16 protein-coding genes are annotated in these 18,578 nt (G+C 61.3%); 15 read left to right on the top strand and 1 reads right to left on the bottom strand.

Features of this window, described 5'->3' with window-relative positions:
• Positions 1 to 60: 60 nt before the first annotated feature.
• Positions 61 to 723 (bottom strand): Crp/Fnr family transcriptional regulator, encoded by a 663-nt coding sequence (locus tag PTZ19_RS05510; RefSeq protein WP_276352845.1) that lies wholly within the window; start codon positions 721 to 723, stop codon positions 61 to 63.
• Between the two features lie 74 nt (positions 724 to 797).
• Here PTZ19_RS05510 and hemL point away from each other — a divergent pair, with 74 nt between their 5' ends.
• From hemL to minD, 15 genes are all read left to right on the top strand, one after another.
• Complete coding sequence (gene hemL / locus PTZ19_RS05505) at positions 798 to 2,108, top strand: glutamate-1-semialdehyde 2,1-aminomutase (RefSeq protein ID WP_422614970.1); 1,311 nt, start codon at positions 798 to 800, stop codon at positions 2,106 to 2,108.
• A gap of 218 nt (positions 2,109 to 2,326) precedes the next feature.
• Complete coding sequence (locus tag PTZ19_RS05500) at positions 2,327 to 3,619, top strand: LysM peptidoglycan-binding domain-containing protein (RefSeq protein ID WP_276352841.1); 1,293 nt, start codon at positions 2,327 to 2,329, stop codon at positions 3,617 to 3,619.
• A gap of 1,860 nt (positions 3,620 to 5,479) precedes the next feature.
• The gene (locus tag PTZ19_RS05495; protein WP_276352839.1) at positions 5,480 to 8,152 is read left to right on the top strand and encodes a valine--tRNA ligase; all 2,673 of its coding nucleotides are present in this window, start codon (positions 5,480 to 5,482) and stop codon (positions 8,150 to 8,152) included.
• A 6-nt stretch (positions 8,153 to 8,158) separates the two neighbouring features.
• Positions 8,159 to 9,550 (top strand): bifunctional folylpolyglutamate synthase/dihydrofolate synthase, encoded by a 1,392-nt coding sequence (locus tag PTZ19_RS05490; protein WP_276352838.1) that lies wholly within the window; start codon positions 8,159 to 8,161, stop codon positions 9,548 to 9,550.
• Positions 9,551 to 9,557: 7 nt separating this feature from the next.
• A complete protein-coding gene (murC, locus tag PTZ19_RS05485) occupies positions 9,558 to 10,943 on the top strand; it encodes a UDP-N-acetylmuramate--L-alanine ligase (protein WP_276352837.1) in 1,386 nt (461 codons plus the stop codon).
• 34 nt (positions 10,944 to 10,977) lie between these two features.
• A complete protein-coding gene (locus tag PTZ19_RS05480) occupies positions 10,978 to 11,232 on the top strand; it encodes a hypothetical protein (protein ID WP_276352835.1) in 255 nt (84 codons plus the stop codon).
• Between the two features lie 101 nt (positions 11,233 to 11,333).
• Positions 11,334 to 12,647 carry an SPOR domain-containing protein gene (locus PTZ19_RS05475; protein WP_276352834.1) on the top strand — a complete coding sequence of 438 codons (1,314 nt, stop codon included), beginning with the start codon at positions 11,334 to 11,336 and terminating at the stop codon, positions 12,645 to 12,647.
• Between the two features lie 176 nt (positions 12,648 to 12,823).
• The gene (locus tag PTZ19_RS05470; RefSeq protein ID WP_276352832.1) at positions 12,824 to 13,066 is read left to right on the top strand and encodes a DUF4321 domain-containing protein; all 243 of its coding nucleotides are present in this window, start codon (positions 12,824 to 12,826) and stop codon (positions 13,064 to 13,066) included.
• A 25-nt stretch (positions 13,067 to 13,091) separates the two neighbouring features.
• Positions 13,092 to 13,703, top strand: coding sequence for a Maf family protein (locus PTZ19_RS05465; protein ID WP_276352831.1), 612 nt, complete (start codon positions 13,092 to 13,094; stop codon positions 13,701 to 13,703).
• 69 nt (positions 13,704 to 13,772) lie between these two features.
• Entirely contained in the window at positions 13,773 to 14,462 is a 690-nt protein-coding gene (radC, locus tag PTZ19_RS05460) for a RadC family protein (RefSeq protein ID WP_276352830.1), read from the top strand.
• A gap of 40 nt (positions 14,463 to 14,502) precedes the next feature.
• Positions 14,503 to 15,528: a rod shape-determining protein gene (locus PTZ19_RS05455; protein ID WP_276352829.1), complete on the top strand. Its 1,026-nt coding sequence runs from the start codon at positions 14,503 to 14,505 to the stop codon at positions 15,526 to 15,528.
• 123 nt (positions 15,529 to 15,651) lie between these two features.
• Positions 15,652 to 16,512 carry a rod shape-determining protein MreC gene (gene mreC / locus PTZ19_RS05450; RefSeq protein ID WP_339329302.1) on the top strand — a complete coding sequence of 287 codons (861 nt, stop codon included), beginning with the start codon at positions 15,652 to 15,654 and terminating at the stop codon, positions 16,510 to 16,512.
• 2 nt (positions 16,513 to 16,514) lie between these two features.
• Complete coding sequence (gene mreD / locus PTZ19_RS05445) at positions 16,515 to 17,039, top strand: rod shape-determining protein MreD (protein WP_276352942.1); 525 nt, start codon at positions 16,515 to 16,517, stop codon at positions 17,037 to 17,039.
• Positions 17,040 to 17,114: 75 nt separating this feature from the next.
• Complete coding sequence (locus PTZ19_RS05440; RefSeq protein ID WP_276352827.1) at positions 17,115 to 17,777, top strand: septum site-determining protein MinC; 663 nt, start codon at positions 17,115 to 17,117, stop codon at positions 17,775 to 17,777.
• A 4-nt stretch (positions 17,778 to 17,781) separates the two neighbouring features.
• A complete protein-coding gene (gene minD / locus PTZ19_RS05435) occupies positions 17,782 to 18,576 on the top strand; it encodes a septum site-determining protein MinD (protein WP_276352825.1) in 795 nt (264 codons plus the stop codon).
• The last annotated feature ends 2 nt before the right edge of the window (positions 18,577 to 18,578 follow it).

Raw genomic sequence — 18,578 nt, 5'->3', positions numbered from 1 at the left:
CCGCAAGCTCCCGATCGGAAGCCGCAAGGCCCGGCCCGTACATAACGATTGCTGATTCGCTTACCCGCGGAGCTTGGCCAAATTCAGACGGTATTCGTTGATGCCGAACTGCAGCACGCCCCGGCTTTCCAGCTCTCGAAGCACGTCCGACAGCACCTGCTTCGAAACGCCCGCGAGCTGAGCCAACTCGTCGTAGTTGAGCGCCATGTGCATCGAAATCGTCTGCCCGTCGCGCTTGCCGCCGCGGTTCGCCAGGGTAATCAGGTTTTTGAGCACGCGGGTGCGGCCGTCGAGAAACGTCAGGTCGTTCACCTGTTCGTTCGTTTGGCGGAGCCTGCGGCACAGTTCGGCCAGGATGCCGCGCGTGATGTCGAAATGATTTTGGAGAAGTTCCATGAAAGCCTGGGAGGAAAGCTCGAGCACGGTGGTAGCTTCCAGCGTTTGCGCGGAAGTGGAACGCGGCCGTCCGTCCAGCAGGGACAGTTCGCCGAAGCTCTCGCCCGGATTGACGACCGACAGCACTTTTTCCTCGCCGGCCGCGCTGCGCGTGAACAGCTTGATCGATCCGGCGAGCACGATATAGAAAGTCAGTCCGAGATCTTTCTCCTGGAACAGGACGGTTCCGGGGGAGAACGATTTGCGATGGGCGATCCGGACGATGTTTTCGAGTTGTTCGTCATTGAGGTTGTCGAAAAGCGACACTTTTTTGAGCCATTCGATCATAAACGGTTATTCCTCCCTGAATTTGCCTGACTCTCTCAGTTTACCACAGGCTTTTCCAAATCAGATAGTAGGATGTGACGAACTTGAACGAAAATCTTCGGGAACGCGTCGACACGAAATCCAAGGAAGCTTTCGAACGCGCCAAACGCTCCATTCCCGGCGGGGTGAACAGCCCCGTGCGGGCTTTCAAGTCGGTCGGCTTGACGCCGCTCGTGATCGACCGGGCGCAAGGCAGCCGCATCACGGACATCGACGGCCAAACCTTCATCGATTACGTGCTTTCCTGGGGTCCGCTGATCGTCGGCCATGCGCACCCCGAAGTCGTGGAAGCGATCAAGCGGACGGCGGAAAAAGGCACGAGTTTCGGCGCGCCGACGGAGCTCGAGACGCTCATGGCGGAGCTCGTGTGCGAGCGCGTGCCTTCCGTGGACGTCGTTCGGATGGTCAACTCCGGCACGGAAGCGACGATGAGCGCGCTGCGCCTGGCCCGTGGGTACACCAAGCGCAGCAAAATCCTGAAATTCGAAGGCTCTTACCACGGGCATGCCGACAGTCTGCTCATCAAGGCGGGTTCCGGCGTCGCCACGCTGGGCTTGCCCGACAGCCCCGGGGTGCCGGAGGGCGTGGCGGCCCAAACGATCGCCGTTCCCTACAATGACCTGGAGGCGGTCCGGGCGGCATTCGAGCGTTTCGGGGAGGAGATCGCGGGCGTGATCGTGGAGCCGGTCGCCGGGAACATGGGCGTCGTGCCTCCGCTTCCGGGCTTTCTGGAAGGCTTGCGCGAGATCACGCAGCGTTACGGCAGCTTGCTGATTTTCGACGAGGTGATGACCGGATTCCGCGTGCACTTGAACTGCGCGCAAGGACGGTTCGGCATCACGCCCGACCTCACTTGTTTCGGCAAAGTCATCGGAGGCGGCCTTCCGGTCGGCGCTTACGGCGGTCGCCGGGAGATCATGGAGCAAATGGCGCCGTCGGGGCCGATTTACCAGGCCGGCACGCTGTCCGGGAACCCGCTCGCCATGGCGGCCGGATATACGACCTTGAAGCTCATGACGAAAGCGCAATACGATCTCTTGGAAAAATTGTCGCAACGGCTGCAGAACGGGCTGGAGCGGAGCGCGCGGGAAGCCGGCGTGCCGATGACGGTCAACCGCGTGGGCTCGATGGTGTGCCCCTTCTTCACGGAACAGCGGGTCGTCAATTACGAGACCGCCAAATCGGCGGACGCCGCCCGGTTCCGTTCCGTGTTCGCGGGCTTGCTCGACGGCGGCGTGAATATCGCTCCTTCCGCTTTCGAAGGATGGTTCGTGTCCACGGCCCATACGGAACAAGACATCGATTTCACGGTCGAAGCGTTCCGGGAGGCGCTTCGCCGGTCCTGATCCAGCGGGGCGCTTCCCATCCTCATCAGTAGGTTACTATGCATCCGTTTCGGCGAATCGGACAACCCCGATCGGTCCTCCTTGGGCCGAGCAGGGGTTTGTTTGCTTTTTGGGGGAAGGGCAGGCATGCCCGACTTTCGGCGGCATATAGATAGTGGAGAGAGTTGCTTGGTGCCCGCGGCGTTTTCGGGCGCCACGCCGAAAGGAGGACACCGAAAGTGACGGAACCGTTTAACGGTTTAAGGTTCGACATCTACGAACGGGTGAACTTGCCCGAACAAGCGGCCGCCATCGGAGAACTGGAAGAAATCGAGCTTGTCCCCAACATGCGGGCCTTGAACCAGGAGGATCACGTCCTGCTCAAGGGGCATTTGCTGTTGTCCGGGGTATACCGCGCCGCGGATGACCGCGGGGGAATGTCCCGGCTGGAGCACCGCATTCCCGTGGAAATCTCGCTGCCGCAGAACCGTGTCTCCCGGTTGGAAGACTTGACGGTGGAAATCGATAATTTCGACGTCGATGTGCTGTCCGCCCGTTCCTTGAACGTAACCGGCGTATTGGCCCTGAGGGGACTGCAGGCCGAATCCCAACCGGCTCCGGTATGGCGGGACGACAGCTTCACGGTCGTTCACCAGGCGGGGGAGGAACCGGCTGACGCTTCGGAATTACGGGAAGCGGAACTCTCGTTTGGAGGGTCGGAGGAGCCAGCGGAAACTTCGCAGGCGCAGCCGTTCGTGGACGAAGAGAATGCCGATCTCGACGGCAGCCGGGACTTCGCGTATTCCGAGCCGCCATCGCCGGGCGGAGCTTGGAATTTCGAGGGGGTCTCTTCTCCCGCCGATTCCGATACCGGGAACTCGGCCGTACCCGCTCCGCTGGAATGGAAGTCGGAAGTCGGCTGGGGAGACATCCCCGTACGTGCCGACTCCTCGGGGACCGGGATACCGGATTCCATTTCGGATTCCGAAGAGTCGCCGGCCGACGATCGGCAGGAGCTGTCCGTTGAAGAGATGACGGACGTTGCGGAAGACCCGATTTTCGGCGGGACGATCGACTCGGACCCCCAACCGGCTGCGGAGTCCGTCGAACCGGCCGCGGCGGAACCGGCGCCGGAAAAGCCGGCCGAAATGAAGGTGGCGCTCGGCGGCAAACCGCTGGACTCGTCCGAACGCGTGCCCTCGGGCGTCGGCCTGCTCTCGATGCTGGGGGACAAGGGTGCGGCCAAGGAAGCCCTGCAGAAGGCGATGCGTTCCGCGCTGGAGGAAGAGGAGCAGGAGCGGCGGGAAGCGGACCGGTCCAGCACGGGAGATGAGCTGGAGTGGACCAAGCTGTTTCTCAGCAAAGGGTCGGAGTCCCAGGAATTCAGCAAAGTGAAAATGTGCATCGTGCAGAAGGAAGAGACGCTGGATTCGATCGCGGCCCGGTACAACGTGCAAACTCGGGAACTGCAGCTGCGGAACCGGCTGAGCGATATTTACGTATCCGAAGGCCAAGTGTTGTACATTCCGTAAAGCACGTAAAGCATATGCTCGCACGATGGCCGCCCCGCGCGTCGGGGCGGCTTTTGGCGTTCATGCCGATTGTGCGCATGGGTGCATGCAGGTTTAAGCCTGCGTGGCAGGCTTAACGGGCTCTGGATATTGCCCGTTAGTGGGTTTAAGCTTGCGCGGCAGGCTTAACGGGCTAAGGGCATTGCTCGTTATCAGGTTTAAGTCTGCGTGGCAGGCTTAACGGGTTCAGGGCATTGCTCGTTAGCAGGTTTAAGCCAGCGTGGCAGGCTTAACGGGCTCTGGATATTGCCCGCTAGTGGGTTTCAGCTTGCGCGGCAGGCTTGACGGGCTAAGGGCATTGCGCGTTATCAGGTTTAAGTCTGCGTGGCAGGCTTACCGGGGTCAGGGCATTGCGCGTTAGCAGGTTTAAGCCTGTGTGGCAGGTTTAACGGGTTCAGGGCATTGCTCGTTAGCAGGTTTAAGCCTGTGTGGCTGGCTTAACGGGTTCAGGGCCCCCGCGTATACCACAGGTTTAAGTCGGCGAGATCGACTTAACTCATCGCGCCCCCGCGTATACTACAGGTTTAAGTCGGCGAGACCGACTTAACGTCCCGCGCCCCCGCGTATACTACCGGTTTAAGTCGGCGAGACCGACTTAACCTCCCGCGCCCCCGCGTATACTACAGGTTTAAGTCGGCGAGATCGACTTAACGACCCGCGCCCCCGCGTATACCACTGGTTTAAGTCGGCGAGAACTAGTTAACTTACCGCGCCACCGCGTTTACTACAGGTTTAAGTGGGGGAGATCGACTTAACGTCCCGCGCCCCCGCGTATACTACCGGTTTAAGTCGGCGAGACCGACTTAACGTCCCGCGCCCCCGCGTATACTACAGGTTTAAGTTGGCGAGATCGACTTAACGTCCCGCGCCCCCGCGTATACCACGGGTTTAAGTCGGCGAGACCGACTTAACGTCCCGCGCCCCCGCGTATACTACAGGTTTAAGTCGGCGAGACCGACTTAACGTCCCGCGCCCCCGCGTATACTACAGGTTTAAGTCGGCGAGACCGACTTAACGTCCCGCGCCCCCGCGTATACTACAGGTTTAAGTCGGCGAGACCGACTTAACGTCCCGCGCCCCCGCGTATACTACAGGTTTAAGTCGGCGAGACCGACTTAACGTCCCGCGCCCCCGCGTATACTACAGGTTTAAGTTGGCGAGATCGACTTAACGTCCCGCGCCCCTGCATAGACCACGGGTTTAAGTCGGCGAGACCGACTTAACGTCCCGCGCCCCTGCATAGACCACGGGTTTAAGTCGGCGAGACCGACTTAACGTCCCGCGCCCCCGCGTATACCACGGGTTTAAGTCGGCGAGACCGACTTAACGTCCCGCGCCACCGCGTATACTACAGGTTTAAGTCGGCGAGACCGACTTAACGTCCCGCGCCCCTGCTGTACCACGGGCTTAAGCCGTTAAACCGGAAAATGAACGTATTTCATCGTTCCCAATAGGGAATGCTGTGACATATTGACTCTCCACGGAACGGTGGGTAGAATAGGATAGAAAGACGCGGAAAGGGAAGAGCTGCGGTTAACCCCTTCAGAGAGCGGAGCCGCCGGTTGTCCGGCGCTGTGAGGATCCGCAGGAGGCGCCATAAGCCGGTCACCCTGGAGTCTCCCGTAAGATTCCGAAGCGAGAGCGTTCGGAGGTAAGACGGGACGGCCTGCAGCCGTTATCCTGCGACAAGTGCCGTACGGCAAAGCAGTAATCAGCCGGACGGAACGAAGGTGGTACCACGGAAGCGAGAGCCTTTCGTCCTTTGCGACGGAGGGCTTTTTATTTTGATTTCCGAATGGAATCAAGGAGGCCGCAAGGAACATGTCGAAAGCCCAAGAACGGCTTCAGACCGAAATGCCGACGACTTACGATCCGACCGTCGCGGAACAGCGATGGTACGACGCCTGGATTCAAGGCGGCTATTTCCGGGCCGGCCGTCGCCCGGACGCGCCCAAATATTCGATCGTCATCCCCCCGCCGAACGTGACGGGCATGCTGCATATCGGCCACGCGCTCGATTTCACGCTGCAGGATATCCTGATCCGCTTCAAGCGGATGCAGGGCTTTGACGCGCTGTGGCTGCCCGGCACCGACCACGCGGGCATCGCGACCCAAACGAAGGTCGAGCAGAAGCTGCGCGAGGAAGGCGTCACCCGCTACGATTTGGGCCGGGAGGCATTTCTCGAAAAAGTGTGGGAGTGGAAGGAACATTACGCGAACACGATCCGCAGCCAATGGGGCAAAATGGGGCTCAGCCTGGACTACTCCCGCGAGCGGTTCACGATGGACGAAGGATTGTCCCAAGCCGTGCGCGAGGTGTTCGTCCGCCTTTACGAGAAAGGCCTGATCTACCGCGGCAAACGGATCATCAACTGGGACCCGGCCGCCCGGACCGCCTTGTCCGACATCGAAGTGGAATACAAGGAAGTTAACGGGCATCTGTACCATCTGCAATATCCGCTCGCGGACGGCAGCGGCCACCTGACGGTGGCGACGACCCGGCCCGAGACGATGCTCGGCGACACGGCCGTGGCCGTGCATCCGGAGGATCCCCGGTACAAGCCGCTCATCGGCAAAATGCTGCGGCTCCCGATCGTGAACCGCGAGATTCCGATCATCGCGGACGAGTACGTGGACCGCGAATTCGGCAGCGGCGCCGTGAAAATCACGCCTGCCCACGACCCGAACGACTTCGAGGTCGGGCAACGCCATGACCTTCCGCAAATCACGGTCATGGACGAGAGCGGCAAAATGAACGAACTCGCCGGCCCGTACCAAGGCATGGACCGCGCGGATTGCCGAAAAGCCATCGTGAAGGACCTGCAAGAGCAAGGCGTGCTGATCAAAATCGAAGACCACGTCCACCAGGTCGGCCACAGCGAGCGGTCCGGCGCCGTCGTCGAGCCGTATTTGTCCACGCAGTGGTTCGTATCGATGAAGCCGCTCGCCGAGAAAGCGATCGAAGCGCAAAAATCGGGCCAAGGCGTCAATTTCGTGCCGGAGCGGTTCGAGAAAATTTATTTGCATTGGATCGAGAACGTCCGCGACTGGTGCATTTCCCGCCAGCTGTGGTGGGGCCACCGCATTCCGGCCTGGTACTGCGACGCTTGCGGCGAAATGCACGTGTCCCGCGAAGACCTCGCGGCATGTCCGGCATGCGGCGGCGCTTCGCTGCGGCAGGACGAGGACGTGCTCGACACCTGGTTCAGCTCCGGCCTGTGGCCGTTCTCCACGATGGGCTGGCCGGACGAAGATTCCGCCGACCTCAAGAAGTACTATCCGACGGACGTGCTGGTCACCGGTTACGACATCATCTATTTCTGGGTCGCCCGGATGATTTTCACCGCCCTTGAATTCACCGGCGAAATCCCGTTCCGGGACGTGCTGATCCACGGCCTCGTCCGGGACGCGGAAGGCCGCAAAATGTCCAAATCGCTCGGCAACGGCGTCGATCCGCTCGACGTCATCGCCGAATACGGCGCGGACGCGATGCGTTTCATGCTCTCGACCGGCAGCACGCCGGGCCAAGACGTCCGCTACCGGACGGAGAAGGTCGAGCAGGCGCGCAACTTCGCCAACAAGATTTGGAACGCCTCCCGCTTCGCTTTGATGAACCTGCAAGGCTTCGCGGCAGAGGACATCGATCTGTCCGGTCCGCTGTCGACTGCGGACCGTTGGATCCTGCACCGCTTTAACGAGACCGCCCGCGACATCGCCCGCTTGATGGAAAATTACGATTTCGGGGAAACGGGCCGGCTGCTGTACAACTTCATTTGGGACGATCTGTGCGACTGGTACATCGAGTTCGCGAAATTGACCCTTTACGGAGAAGACGACGCCGCCAAGCGTTGCACGCAGTCGGTGCTGGCGTACGTACTGGACCGCACCTTGCGGCTGCTGCATCCGTTCATGCCGTTCCTGACCGAGGAAATCTGGCAGCACCTCCCGCATGAAGCGGGGGAAACGATCACGCTCGCCGCTTGGCCGGCCTACGATCCGAAGTTCGAGGCGGAAGAGGCCGTGAAGGAAATGAGTCTGCTGATGGAAGCGATCCGCGCCGTGCGGAATATCCGCGCGGAAGTGAACGTATCCCCGGGCAAAAAAGTCGAGCTGCTGATCAAGCCGTCCGGAGCCGCGGAAGAAAGCATCCTGCGCCGGAACGAGACGTACGTCCGCCGCTTCTGCAACACGTCTTCGCTCGCGCTGGACGCCGGTCTGGCCCCGCCCGACAAGGCGATGACGGCGATCGTCACCGGGGCGGAGCTGTATTTGCCGCTCGCGGGTCTGATCGACATCGGCCAGGAAATCTCCCGGCTCGAGAAGGAGCTGGCGAACCTGAACGCCGAGGTCGAACGCGTCGAGAAGAAGCTGGCCAACGAAGGCTACATCGCCAAGGCGCCCGCGCACGTCGTGGAGCAGGAGCGGGCCAAAGGGCAGGATTACCGGGACAAAAGAGACAAAGTGCTCGCCCGGATCGCGGAACTTCGGGGTTGACGGGAGATGGGCAGATTGGAAGAAGAGAACGTTAACGCCGCGCCGTTCCGGACCGCGGCCGAGGCGGTGGACTGGATCACCGGCCTCATGCCGGTCACCGGCATCCGCCCCGGCTTGGAAAGAATGCGGCTTCTGATGGAGAAGTTCGGCCACCCCGAACGCCGGCTCAAGTTCATCCATGTGGCGGGCACGAACGGCAAAGGCTCCGTTTGCGCCTACTTGAACCGCGTGCTTCGGCAATGCGGATACGACGTGGGGATGTTCACGTCCCCCTATCTCACCTCGTATTCCAACCGGCTTCAATACAACGGGGAAGACATTCCGGACGATGTCCTGCTGCGGCTCGTCAACCGGATCAAACCGGAAGCGGACGCGATGGCCGATACGGAATGGGGTCCCCCGACGATGTTCGAGGTGACGACCGCGCTGGCCTTGCTTTATTACGGCACGGTCGCCTATCCCGACTACGTCGTCTGGGAGACCGGGCTGGGCGGGCGGCTGGACGTCACCAACATCGTGACGCCGGTCGTCTGCGTGATCACGAACGTCGGCCACGACCACATGGACCTGCTGGGGCCGACGCTCGCGGACATCGCCCGGGAAAAAGCCGGCATCATCAAACCCGGCGTACCGGTCGTCACGACGGAGACGCGCCCGGAAATCGTGGATATTTTCCGGGAGAAAGCCGCGTCGGGGAATTCGACGCTGTACGTGCTCGGCGAGCAGTTCCGTTTCGAATCGCTGTCCGTTTCGGAAGAAGAGCAGAGCTTTTCGTTCTCGGATCCGTTCCGGACCTTTCCTTCCTTGACGATCCGGCTCGGCGGGAAGCACCAGCAGGCGAACGCCGCGGCCGCGGTGATGGCGCTCGAAGTGCTTCGCCAATACTACGCCTTGATCATGGAAGACGGGGACTTGGAGGAAGGGCTGCGCGGGACGGCTTGGCCGGGACGTCTGGAGACGGTGTCCCGCGAGCCGCGCGTTCTGATCGACGGAGCGCACAATCCGGAAGGCATGGAGGCGCTGGCCGCCGCGCTGCGGGACGTATACCGGTTCGACAAGCTGAAGGTCATGATCGCGATGATGCCGAATAAGAATCACGAGTCGACGTTACGGCATATACTACCAATGGTGGATTTGCTCGTGATTACGGAACCGGATTTCCATAGAAAAATGAAGGCCGGGGACTTGGCCGAAGTCGTGGATCGCCTGCAAAAAGAGATCGGCCGCCCGGACCGCGTGATCGTGGAGCCGGACTGGAGAAAGGCGCTGGAAAAGCTGACGGAAGCGGAGGACGCCGCATCCCCCGGTACGCTCCATTTGGTCACCGGGACGCTTTACCTGATCGCCGATGTCCGCTCGTGGCTGCTCCAAGGAACGAAATCAGAAAAAGGCTGGTGAAACGTCGTTGCGAACGGCTGAACATGTACATTTTATCGGCATCGGCGGCTATGGCATGAGCGCCATCGCACGCGTCATGCTGGAGATGGGCTATGAGGTGTCCGGTTCCGACGTCGCCTCCCAGGAGCTGACGGAGAAACTCGCCGCCAAGGGCGCGAAGATCTACATCGGCCACGAAGCGGAGCATGTGCGCGGAGCCGATCTCGTCGTGTATTCCACGGCCTTGCCGAAAGACAACGTAGAGCGCAAAGCGGCGGAGGAGCTGCGGATTCCGACGCTGCACCGTTCGCAAATGCTGGCCCGCCTGCTCAATTCCCGCACGGGCGTTGCCGTCGCGGGCGCCCACGGCAAAACGACGACCTCCTCCATGATCGCCCTCGTCATGGAAAGCTGCGGCCTGGATCCGACCTATATCATCGGAGGGGAAATCGTCAACCTCGGCACCAACGCCAAAGCGGGCAAAGGGGAGTACGTCGTAGCCGAAGCGGACGAGAGCGACGGCTCTTTCCTGCAATACGTCCCCGCCGTGGCCGTCGTCACCAACATCGAGGCGGACCACCTGGAAAACTACGAGGGGAATTTCGAGAAGCTGAAGGAAGCTTACGTTTCTTTTATCGGCAACGTCCGGGAGGACGGATTCGCAGTCGTCGGCATCGACGACGATAACGTCCGTTCCATCCTTCCCCGCGTAGCCGGAAAACGCATCATCACGTTCGGGGTCGATTCCGAAGCCGACTATACGGCGACGGACATTCGGCTTGGCGACCGGTGCGCTTCTTTTGCCGTGCGCCGGGGCGCCGACACGCTCGGCACCATCGAGTTGTCCGTTCCCGGCCGCCACAATGTCTATAACGCGCTGGCCACCGTGATCGTGTGCCTGCAGGCGGGCGTACCGTTCGCCGCCATCGCGGAAGCGATCCTGGCGTTCCGCGGAGCCAAACGGCGCTTCCAGGTGCTCGGGGAAGTAAGGGACATGCTCGTCATCGACGATTACGCCCACCATCCCACGGAAATCCAGGCGACGATCCAGGCGGCCAAGGCGACCGGCAAGCGCATCATCGCGGTGTTCCAGCCCCAGCGCTACACGCGGACTTATTTCTTGCTGGACGCGTTCAGCCGGGCGTTCGCGGACGCCGACGAGGTGATCATTACCGACATCTACTCCCCGGCGGGCGAGCAGCGCATCGAAGGCGTCACGTCGCAGAAGCTGGTGGAGATGATCGCGGCGAACTGCAATCCGAACGTCGCGTACGTTCCGACCAAGGAAGAAGTGTTGGAGAAGCTGGCGGAGCGGGTGGCCCCCGGCGATTTGGTTCTCACGATGGGAGCGGGGGACATCTGGAAGACGGCGGACAGCCTGGCGAAGCTGCTGCGGGAACGCGAAGCGGTCTGACAGCCGGTCCGGCAGGCATAATGAGTGAAAAGGGATGGCGACCGAAGCCGGCCAAACGGCCGAGGCCGCCATCCTTTTTTTGGCTGCAAATTCCCTCAACGCCCCCCCAAAACCCGTCGAAAGCGAGCAGTTAAGAAACTTTCTTTCTCAACGCCCCCGCAAAACCCGTCGAAAGCGAGCAGTTAAGAAACTTTCTTTCTCAACGCCTCCGCAAAACCCGTCGGCAATGAGCAATTTAGAAACTTTCTTCCTCAACCCCCCGCAAAACCCGTCGACAGCGAGCAGTTAAGAAACTTTCTTCCTCGACGCCCCCCACAGTTCCCGAATCATATTTGTCCCGCCCGTCTCATAGTCTAGTTACTAGAAAAGAGACCAAGGGAGAGACGCGACATGCAGCCGAAAGCGCGAATGACTTTCCGTTTCGATCCCCCGGCTAAACCCGCGCCGAAAACGGCGGAATCCGTTCCGTCGGAGAGACGGGAGCCGGAGCCTATAAGGACGAAACTTGCCATCCAAGAGAAAGAGCCCGCCGGGCTGGCATCCGCCGATCCGGGGCCGGCGCCCCAAGAAACCGCAAGCCCCGGACCCGTATTCCCATCGAGCCGAAACAATCACCAGGATGGGGGATTGCTCCTCGACGACCCATTTACGCTGGAGGAGTTGATCCGCAATTCCGGGCCCGTGCCGGAGAAACCGTCGGTACGGCCAAGCCCGAACGCGTCCAAATCTTCGCGCGAAGCGCATCCGCCGCAGCCCGAATCCGAACCGGGTCCGCTGTATGAGCCGGAGCTCGTCGGATGGGATCTGCCGGGCGATTCTCCGTCCGGGGGCAAGATCACGTACGCGAAAGGCTCGCAGACGAACGGACCTTCCTGGTGGAGGGCGTTCGTCACCGTGACGGGGGCGGTCGCGACGGGCGCGTTGTTCGGTTATCTCGTGCTGACGCTTTTCACCGGGGAATCCGTGCTGCCGGACAAGCCCGGGAGCACGGCCGCGCCGGCGCAAGCGACGGCCGGGAGCGGCGCGGCGCCGTCCGGAACGGCAACAGCCGTCCCGAACGGGAAATCGGGCGGCGTCAACGTGGAAACGGAGCTGCCCGGAGAGACGTATTATTTGCTGCAGTACGGCGTTTTCCGTACGGAGGAAAGCTTGGACGCCGCCCTGGAGGAACTGAAGAAAAAGGGCTTTCCGGCGGTCGCGGACCGTTCCGACGGGTATCGAGCCTTTGCGGGCGCTGCCGCCACGAAGGAAGAAGCCGATCGGCTCGCCGAACAGATGCCCAGCGTGCAAGTGTTTGTCAAAGAGGTCACCGCCGCACCCCTGGAGATGGGAGGAGAAGCTTCGGAACGGCTTGCGCCATACGTTCGGCTTAGCCACGAGTTGGCCAAGAAGCTCGCGGATTTGTCCGTCGGGGCCTTGCAAGACCCGATGCCGCAGCCGATCGGAGAGGAGGAATTGGCCTCGCTCAGGGAGACGTTCCGACAATGGACGGCGGCCTCCGCCGCCGCGAAGGGACTGCCCGATTCCGTGCGCGATGCCGCCGGAGAGATGGCGAGGTCGCTCAACGCCGCCATGGTGTCCGTGGACGATTACGGACGTAACGTCTCCCGATTCCACCTGTGGCGCGTGCAGGCGGACGTCGTGGACGTCGTGCTGGCGGATCGGGCGCTGCGTTCGGCCTGGGCGCCGGCGGAAGGGAACTGACGGCGTCCGGCATGAGGGAATTTTAACAATCCGCGGCGCTCAAGGCTTTGCGCCGCTTCGGCTCCCGTTCGGGGGCCGTTTTCCCGTTTCGGCGCCAAAATCCCGCATTGTGGGACTTGGCCGGGCAACGTATAATGAAGAAACGGGTGTCAAAAAATGGTGGGAGACGGGGAAACATGAAGAAAAACGGCTGGATTCTGCTCTTGTTCGTCGTACTGGGCTTAGCGGCGGGGACATTGGTCGCAAGATGGCTGCAGGACGTTCCCGGCCTTTCCTTCCTGACGCGCGCCATGCCGGTGACTTTGGAGCCCTCGGCGGATCTCGCGGTTCTCCGTTTCGATCTGAATTTCAGCCTCAACTTAACGCTGCTCAGCATCATCGGGGCCGCCGCGGCCATTTGGCTGTATCGCAAATTTTAAAGGCGAACGAAAGGAAGATTACGGCATGTTAGCGACCGCATCGCACCGTCCCACGCTGATTCTGGCTTCTTCATCCCCCCGCCGGCAGGAACTGGCGGGTTCGCTCGGACTGCCGGTGCTCATCCGACCGAGCCATGCGGATGAGAGTACGCCGGCAGGCTGGGCGCCCGACCGCGTCGTCGAGGAGCTCGCCGCGCGCAAAGCCGCGGTCGTCTGGGAACGGTCCCGTGAAGACGTTCAAGGCCCGGCTGTCGTGGTCGGCAGCGATACGATCGTGTACATAGACGGCCGCATCCTGGGCAAGCCCCGGGACGAGGCTGACGCGGAAGCCATGCTGTCCCTGCTGTCCGGGCGGACCCACGAGGTGTACACGGGCGTTTGCTGCATCGGCTTGCCGGACGGCGTACGGGTGATCGGCCACCGAAGGACCTGCGTCCGCATGCGCGCCCTGTCTACGGAGCAAATCCGCCGCTACGTCGCGTCGGGCGAACCGATGGATAAGGCCGGCGCTTACGGAATCCAGGGGCTCGGCGCGGTGCTCGTGGAGTCGCTGGAAGGCTGTTATTTCAATGTCGTCGGACTTCCGCTCTCGCTCTTGGCCGTCCAATTGGAAAGTTTCGGCGTTAACCTTCCTTGAATCCGCCAGCGTCCCTCGACGACCCCAGCCAATTCCGCGGCCGACGCGGCTGACGAAAGCAGGGAATTCATGGTGTCGCAAGCTTATCGGTTAAGGGATTGGCCGGAGGAGGAGCGTCCGCGGGAGAGGATGATCCGGCACGGCCCGGAAGCGCTCAGCCATGCGGAGCTGCTGGCTATCCTGCTGCGGACCGGCACGCGCAACGAATCCGCCGTGCATCTCGCGCAGCGGATCTTGCAGGAATGCGGAGGCCTAAGGCGGTTCGCCGAGAGAAGCTGGGACGAGCTGACGCACATTGCGGGAATCGGCCCCGCCAAAGCCTTGGAACTGCAAGCCTCGCTGGAGCTGGGGCGCCGCGTCGCCCGCGCGCGCCTGCCGGAGGCGCACGCCATTTCCCGGCCGCAGGACGCGGCCGACTTGCTCATGGAGGAGCTTCGCCATTTGCGGGAGGAGCATTTCGTCGTGATGTTCCTGAACACGAAAAATCGCGTGATCGGCCGGCAGACGCTGTCGATCGGCAGCCTGAACGCATCCGTCGTGCATCCCCGCGAAGTGTTCCGGGCAGCCATCCGCCGGAGCAGCGCATCCATTCTCTGCGCGCACAACCATCCAAGCGGAGACCCGACCCCGAGCCATGAGGACATCCGTCTCACGAAGCGGCTGGCGGAAGCCGGCGAACTCGTCGGCATCGAGCTGCTGGATCATATTGTCATCGGCGATAACCGCTTTATCAGTTTGAAGGAACTAGGCTGCCTGTAATATAATGATATGGATTGTCTAATGCAGGAGGTACCCATACATGTTTGGTGGATTTACGCGCGATCTGGGCATTGACCTTGGAACCGCAAATACGCTTGTTTTCGTTAAAGGTAGAGGAATTGTCGTCAGGGAACCCTCCGTGGTGGCCCTGCGTACCGATACGAAGAAAATCGAAGCCGTCGGCGCCGACGCGAAAAAAATGATCGGCCGGACGCCGGGCAACATCGTAGCCATCCGTCCGATGAAGGACGGGGTCATCGCCGACTTCGAGACGACGGCGACGATGATCAAGTATTTCATGAACCGCGCCCAGAAGAAGCGCATGTTCGGCGGCCATCCGAACGTGATGGTATGCGTGCCGTCCGGCATCACCGCCGTCGAAAAACGCGCCGTCGAAGATGCCACCAAGCAGGCGGGAGCCCGCGAAGCCTATACGATCGAGGAGCCGTTCGCGGCCGCGATCGGGGCGGATTTGCCCGTATGGGAGCCGACCGGCAGCATGGTCGTCGACATCGGCGGCGGCACGACGGAAGTAGCCGTCATTTCGCTCGGCGGCATCGTGACCAGCCGCTCGATCCGCATCGCCGGCGACGAGATGGACGAAGCCGTCATCCAGTACATCAAGAGGCTCTATAATCTGATGATCGGGGAACGCACGGCCGAGCAGCTGAAAATGGAGATCGGCTCCGCCATGCCGCTGGACAAGCTGGAATCGATTGAAATCCGCGGCCGCGACCTCGTTACGGGACTTCCCAAAACGCTGGCTATCACCTCCGACGAGGTGAGCGAGGCGTTGTCCGACACGGTGAACGCGATCGTCGACGCGGTGAAGGTTACGCTGGAGAAATGCCCGCCCGAGCTCTCGGCCGACATCATGGACCGGGGCATCGTGCTGACGGGCGGCGGCGCGCTGCTGCGCAACCTGGACAAAATGCTGGCCCGCGAAACGGGCATGCCGGTCCTCGTGGCGGAGAATCCGCTGGACTGCGTCGCCATCGGAACCGGAAGGGCGCTGGAAAACATCCATCTGTTCAAGAACAAGGGCGGTTCGCGTTCCGGCCGTTGAGGCGGACGGTCATGATACTTGGGGGGCTCACCCAAAAGTAATCGGAATTGTCTACAGAGCTTCGCGTCACTTTTGGGGGACGTTCATGGGGGATGGGGAAGCAGGTGAGCCGACATATTTAAATTGCTCCGCAACAAACGGTTGTTCATCTTGATGATCGGTTTAATCGTATTCATCGCCGTCATGGGTTTCACGCTCGGACGAACCCGGCTTACTTGGCCGGAGAAGTTCCTGAATGACGCGTTCGGGACGGCGCAGGGCGCACTGTACCGGCCGGCTTCCGCGGTCGCCGATTTTTTCGGCGACCTCAGCCGGCTTTCCGACGTCTATAAGGAAAACCGGGAGCTGCGGAAGACGGTTGCCCAGTATGCCCAGGACCGGGCGACGTACAACTTCGTGGAAGCGGAAAACGAGCGGCTTTATGAAGCGCTGGGCTTCACGGAAAAGCAAAAGCAGCTGTACGACTACCGTTACTTAATCGCCCAAATCGTCGGAAGCAGCTCCAATCCGCTGGACCGCACGATCAAAATCAATTTGGGCTCCCGCGACGGGATCAAGCCCGAGATGGCCGTCACCACCACGGACGGCAGCCTGGTCGGGCTCGTCAGCCGCGTGTCGGAATTCACGTCCACCGTGGAGCCGATCACGGATTTGAACGTCGAATCGACGGGCGGGGTGCAGATCGCCGCGACGATCTTCGGCAAGGAAAAGGAATCTTTCGGCATTATCGATTCATACGACGCGGAAACCGGCATGCTCCAAATGTCCAAAATCGACGAGAACGATAAAATGGCCCCCGGGGACAAAGTCATCACGTCCGGCCTCGGACTCGTGTTCCCCCGCGGCATCCTGATCGGGACGGTCGTGGACCGGCAGGTTGGGGATTTCGGCTTGACGCAGAAAGCCACGGTCGCTCCGGCCGCGAAATTCGACCATCTGCGGGAAGTGTTCGTCGTGGTCGTTCCGGATGTGAACGGCCCTTGACGATGCGCATGAATCGGGCCGTCGCGGCCGGCATCCTGCTGCTGATTCTGGAGAACGGGGTCGTCCCGTGGCTCGTTCCTTCCGACTGGAGCAGCCGGCTGACGCCCCACCTGACTTTTGTCCTCTTGGTATACGTAGCCTGCTTCGCCGGCCGGCACCGCGCTTTCCTGTTCGGACTCGGCTTCGGCTTGCTGAGCGACATCTTGACATACGGCAACTTGATCGGGCCTTACGCTTTCGGCATGGGACTGATCGGATATGCCGCCGGCCTCGTGATGGAACGTTCGACCCCGACGATCGCCAAAGTCATCGGAACCGCCGCTTTCGGGAGCGCGGCCATCGGCACCGTCGTGTATATGATCTACCGCTTGTTCCGGCTGACGACCTGGTCGTACGGCTTCGCCTTTTACTGGTTTATCGCTCCGACCCTGCTGCTGGAAGTCCTCATCGCCCTCGCGCTGTATTTGCCGGCCCGCCGGTTGTTGCTCAAGCCGGCCGTCTCCTCCGCGGAGGAAACGGCGGCTTGACGGAAGTTCCGGCGTTAGGCAGGAATTCCGTCTCCCATGGCAGAATTCTCTAATGATTGAGGGAGGAGCGACAACGTGGCCGGCAAACCCCGCATAACGATTAAAGGCGTCAGGGAAGGCCTGGTCTTCCTGTTGGACGACCAGTGCGGCTTCGAGGAGCTGCTGGAAGACCTGGGCGCCAAGCTGGACAAGCACGAACAACAGTTCACCGGACCGATCATCCATGTCTACCTGAAGCTGGGAGCCCGCGCCATCGGGGAGGAAGACAAGGAGCGTCTCCGCGAAATTTTCAAAAAACAAGGCAACCTGCTGGTGCAGTCGATCGAAAGCGATCCGCCATTCCCCGATCCGGGGGAAGAGGCGAAACCGGTGCTGCATACGATGACCGGCATCATCCGCTCCGGACAGACGGTCGAACACGAGGGGCATCTCCTGCTGCTGGGGGACGTGAACCCCGGCGGCACGCTCCGCTGCACCGGGGATATCTACGTGCTGGGCGCGCTCAGGGGAATCGCGCACGCCGGTTCCGGCGGCGACGAAAGCGCGATTATCGCGGCTTCGCTGATGAGGCCGACCCAGCTCCGGATCGCGGGCGTCGTCAGCCGTCCGCCCGACGAATGGGCTTCGGACGATCCTTGGATGGAATACGCGTTCTTGCGCGAAGGGACGATGGCGATCGACAAGACGACGAGCCTCGCCCGCCATCGCAAGCAAGTCATGCAGTTCAAAGGAGTGTAGAAACATGGGAGAAGCGATCGTAGTGACATCCGGCAAAGGGGGCGTCGGCAAAACGACGACCTCGGCGAATTTGGGGACGGCTTTGGCGCTGCTCGGGAAAAAGGTATGCATGGTGGATACCGATATCGGCCTTCGGAATCTCGACGTGGTCATGGGCCTTGAGAATCGGATCATCTACGATCTGGTCGACGTGGCGGAAGGCCGCTGCCGGGTGAACCAAGCGCTCGTCAAAGACAAACGCTTCGACGAGCTTTACATGCTGCCGGCCGCCCAGACGAAGGACAAAAACGACGTTTCCCCGGAGCAAGTCCGCCAAATCATCGAAAGCCTGAAGCCGGATTTCGATTACGTCATCATCGATTGTCCCGCCGGCATCGAGCAAGGCTTCCGCAATGCGGTGGCGGGGGCGGACCAGGCGATCGTCGTGACGACGCCCGAGAACGCCGCCGTGCGGGACGCCGACCGGGTCATCGGCTTGCTGGAAAAATCGAAAATGGCGCCCCCGAAGCTGGTCATCAACCGCATCCGCCCGAACTTGCTCCGGAGCGGGGACATGCTGGAAATCGACGACATTTGCCAAGTACTGGCCATTGACCTGCTCGGCATCGTGCCGGATGATGAACAAGTGATCAAAGCGGCCAATTCCGGCGAGCCGACGGTGATGAACCCCGCTTCCCGCGCCGCGATCGCTTATCGCAACATCGCCCGCCGGATTCTCGGGGAGACCGTTCCCCTGCTGCAATTGGACGAGAAGGCCGGCGTGCTGCGCAAGGTCAAAAAGTTTCTCGGAATGGGCTGATC

It is taken from the genome of Cohnella caldifontis (assembly GCF_029360585.1).
In the GTDB taxonomy this organism is placed as follows: domain Bacteria; phylum Bacillota; class Bacilli; order Paenibacillales; family Paenibacillaceae; genus Cohnella; species Cohnella caldifontis.
The sequence above is the reverse complement of the archived record's forward strand: the minus strand, read 5'-3'. Positions and strand labels throughout refer to the sequence as shown.

Excerpts from the sequence above, each read along its gene's own strand:
- PTZ19_RS05510 (WP_276352845.1), bottom strand. The coding sequence starts at position 723 with ATGATCGAATGGCTCAAAAAAGTGTCGCTTTTCGACAACCTCAATGAC.
- PTZ19_RS05495 (WP_276352839.1), top strand. The coding sequence starts at position 5,480 with ATGTCGAAAGCCCAAGAACGGCTTCAGACCGAAATGCCGACGACTTAC.
- PTZ19_RS05490 (WP_276352838.1), top strand. The coding sequence starts at position 8,159 with ATGGGCAGATTGGAAGAAGAGAACGTTAACGCCGCGCCGTTCCGGACC.
- PTZ19_RS05480 (WP_276352835.1), top strand. The coding sequence starts at position 10,978 with ATGGCGACCGAAGCCGGCCAAACGGCCGAGGCCGCCATCCTTTTTTTG.
- PTZ19_RS05475 (WP_276352834.1), top strand. The coding sequence starts at position 11,334 with ATGCAGCCGAAAGCGCGAATGACTTTCCGTTTCGATCCCCCGGCTAAA.
- PTZ19_RS05470 (WP_276352832.1), top strand. The coding sequence starts at position 12,824 with ATGAAGAAAAACGGCTGGATTCTGCTCTTGTTCGTCGTACTGGGCTTA.
- PTZ19_RS05465 (WP_276352831.1), top strand. The coding sequence starts at position 13,092 with ATGTTAGCGACCGCATCGCACCGTCCCACGCTGATTCTGGCTTCTTCA.
- radC (WP_276352830.1), top strand. The coding sequence starts at position 13,773 with ATGGTGTCGCAAGCTTATCGGTTAAGGGATTGGCCGGAGGAGGAGCGT.
- PTZ19_RS05455 (WP_276352829.1), top strand. The coding sequence starts at position 14,503 with ATGTTTGGTGGATTTACGCGCGATCTGGGCATTGACCTTGGAACCGCA.
- mreD (WP_276352942.1), top strand. The coding sequence starts at position 16,515 with ATGCGCATGAATCGGGCCGTCGCGGCCGGCATCCTGCTGCTGATTCTG.
- minD (WP_276352825.1), top strand. The coding sequence starts at position 17,782 with ATGGGAGAAGCGATCGTAGTGACATCCGGCAAAGGGGGCGTCGGCAAA.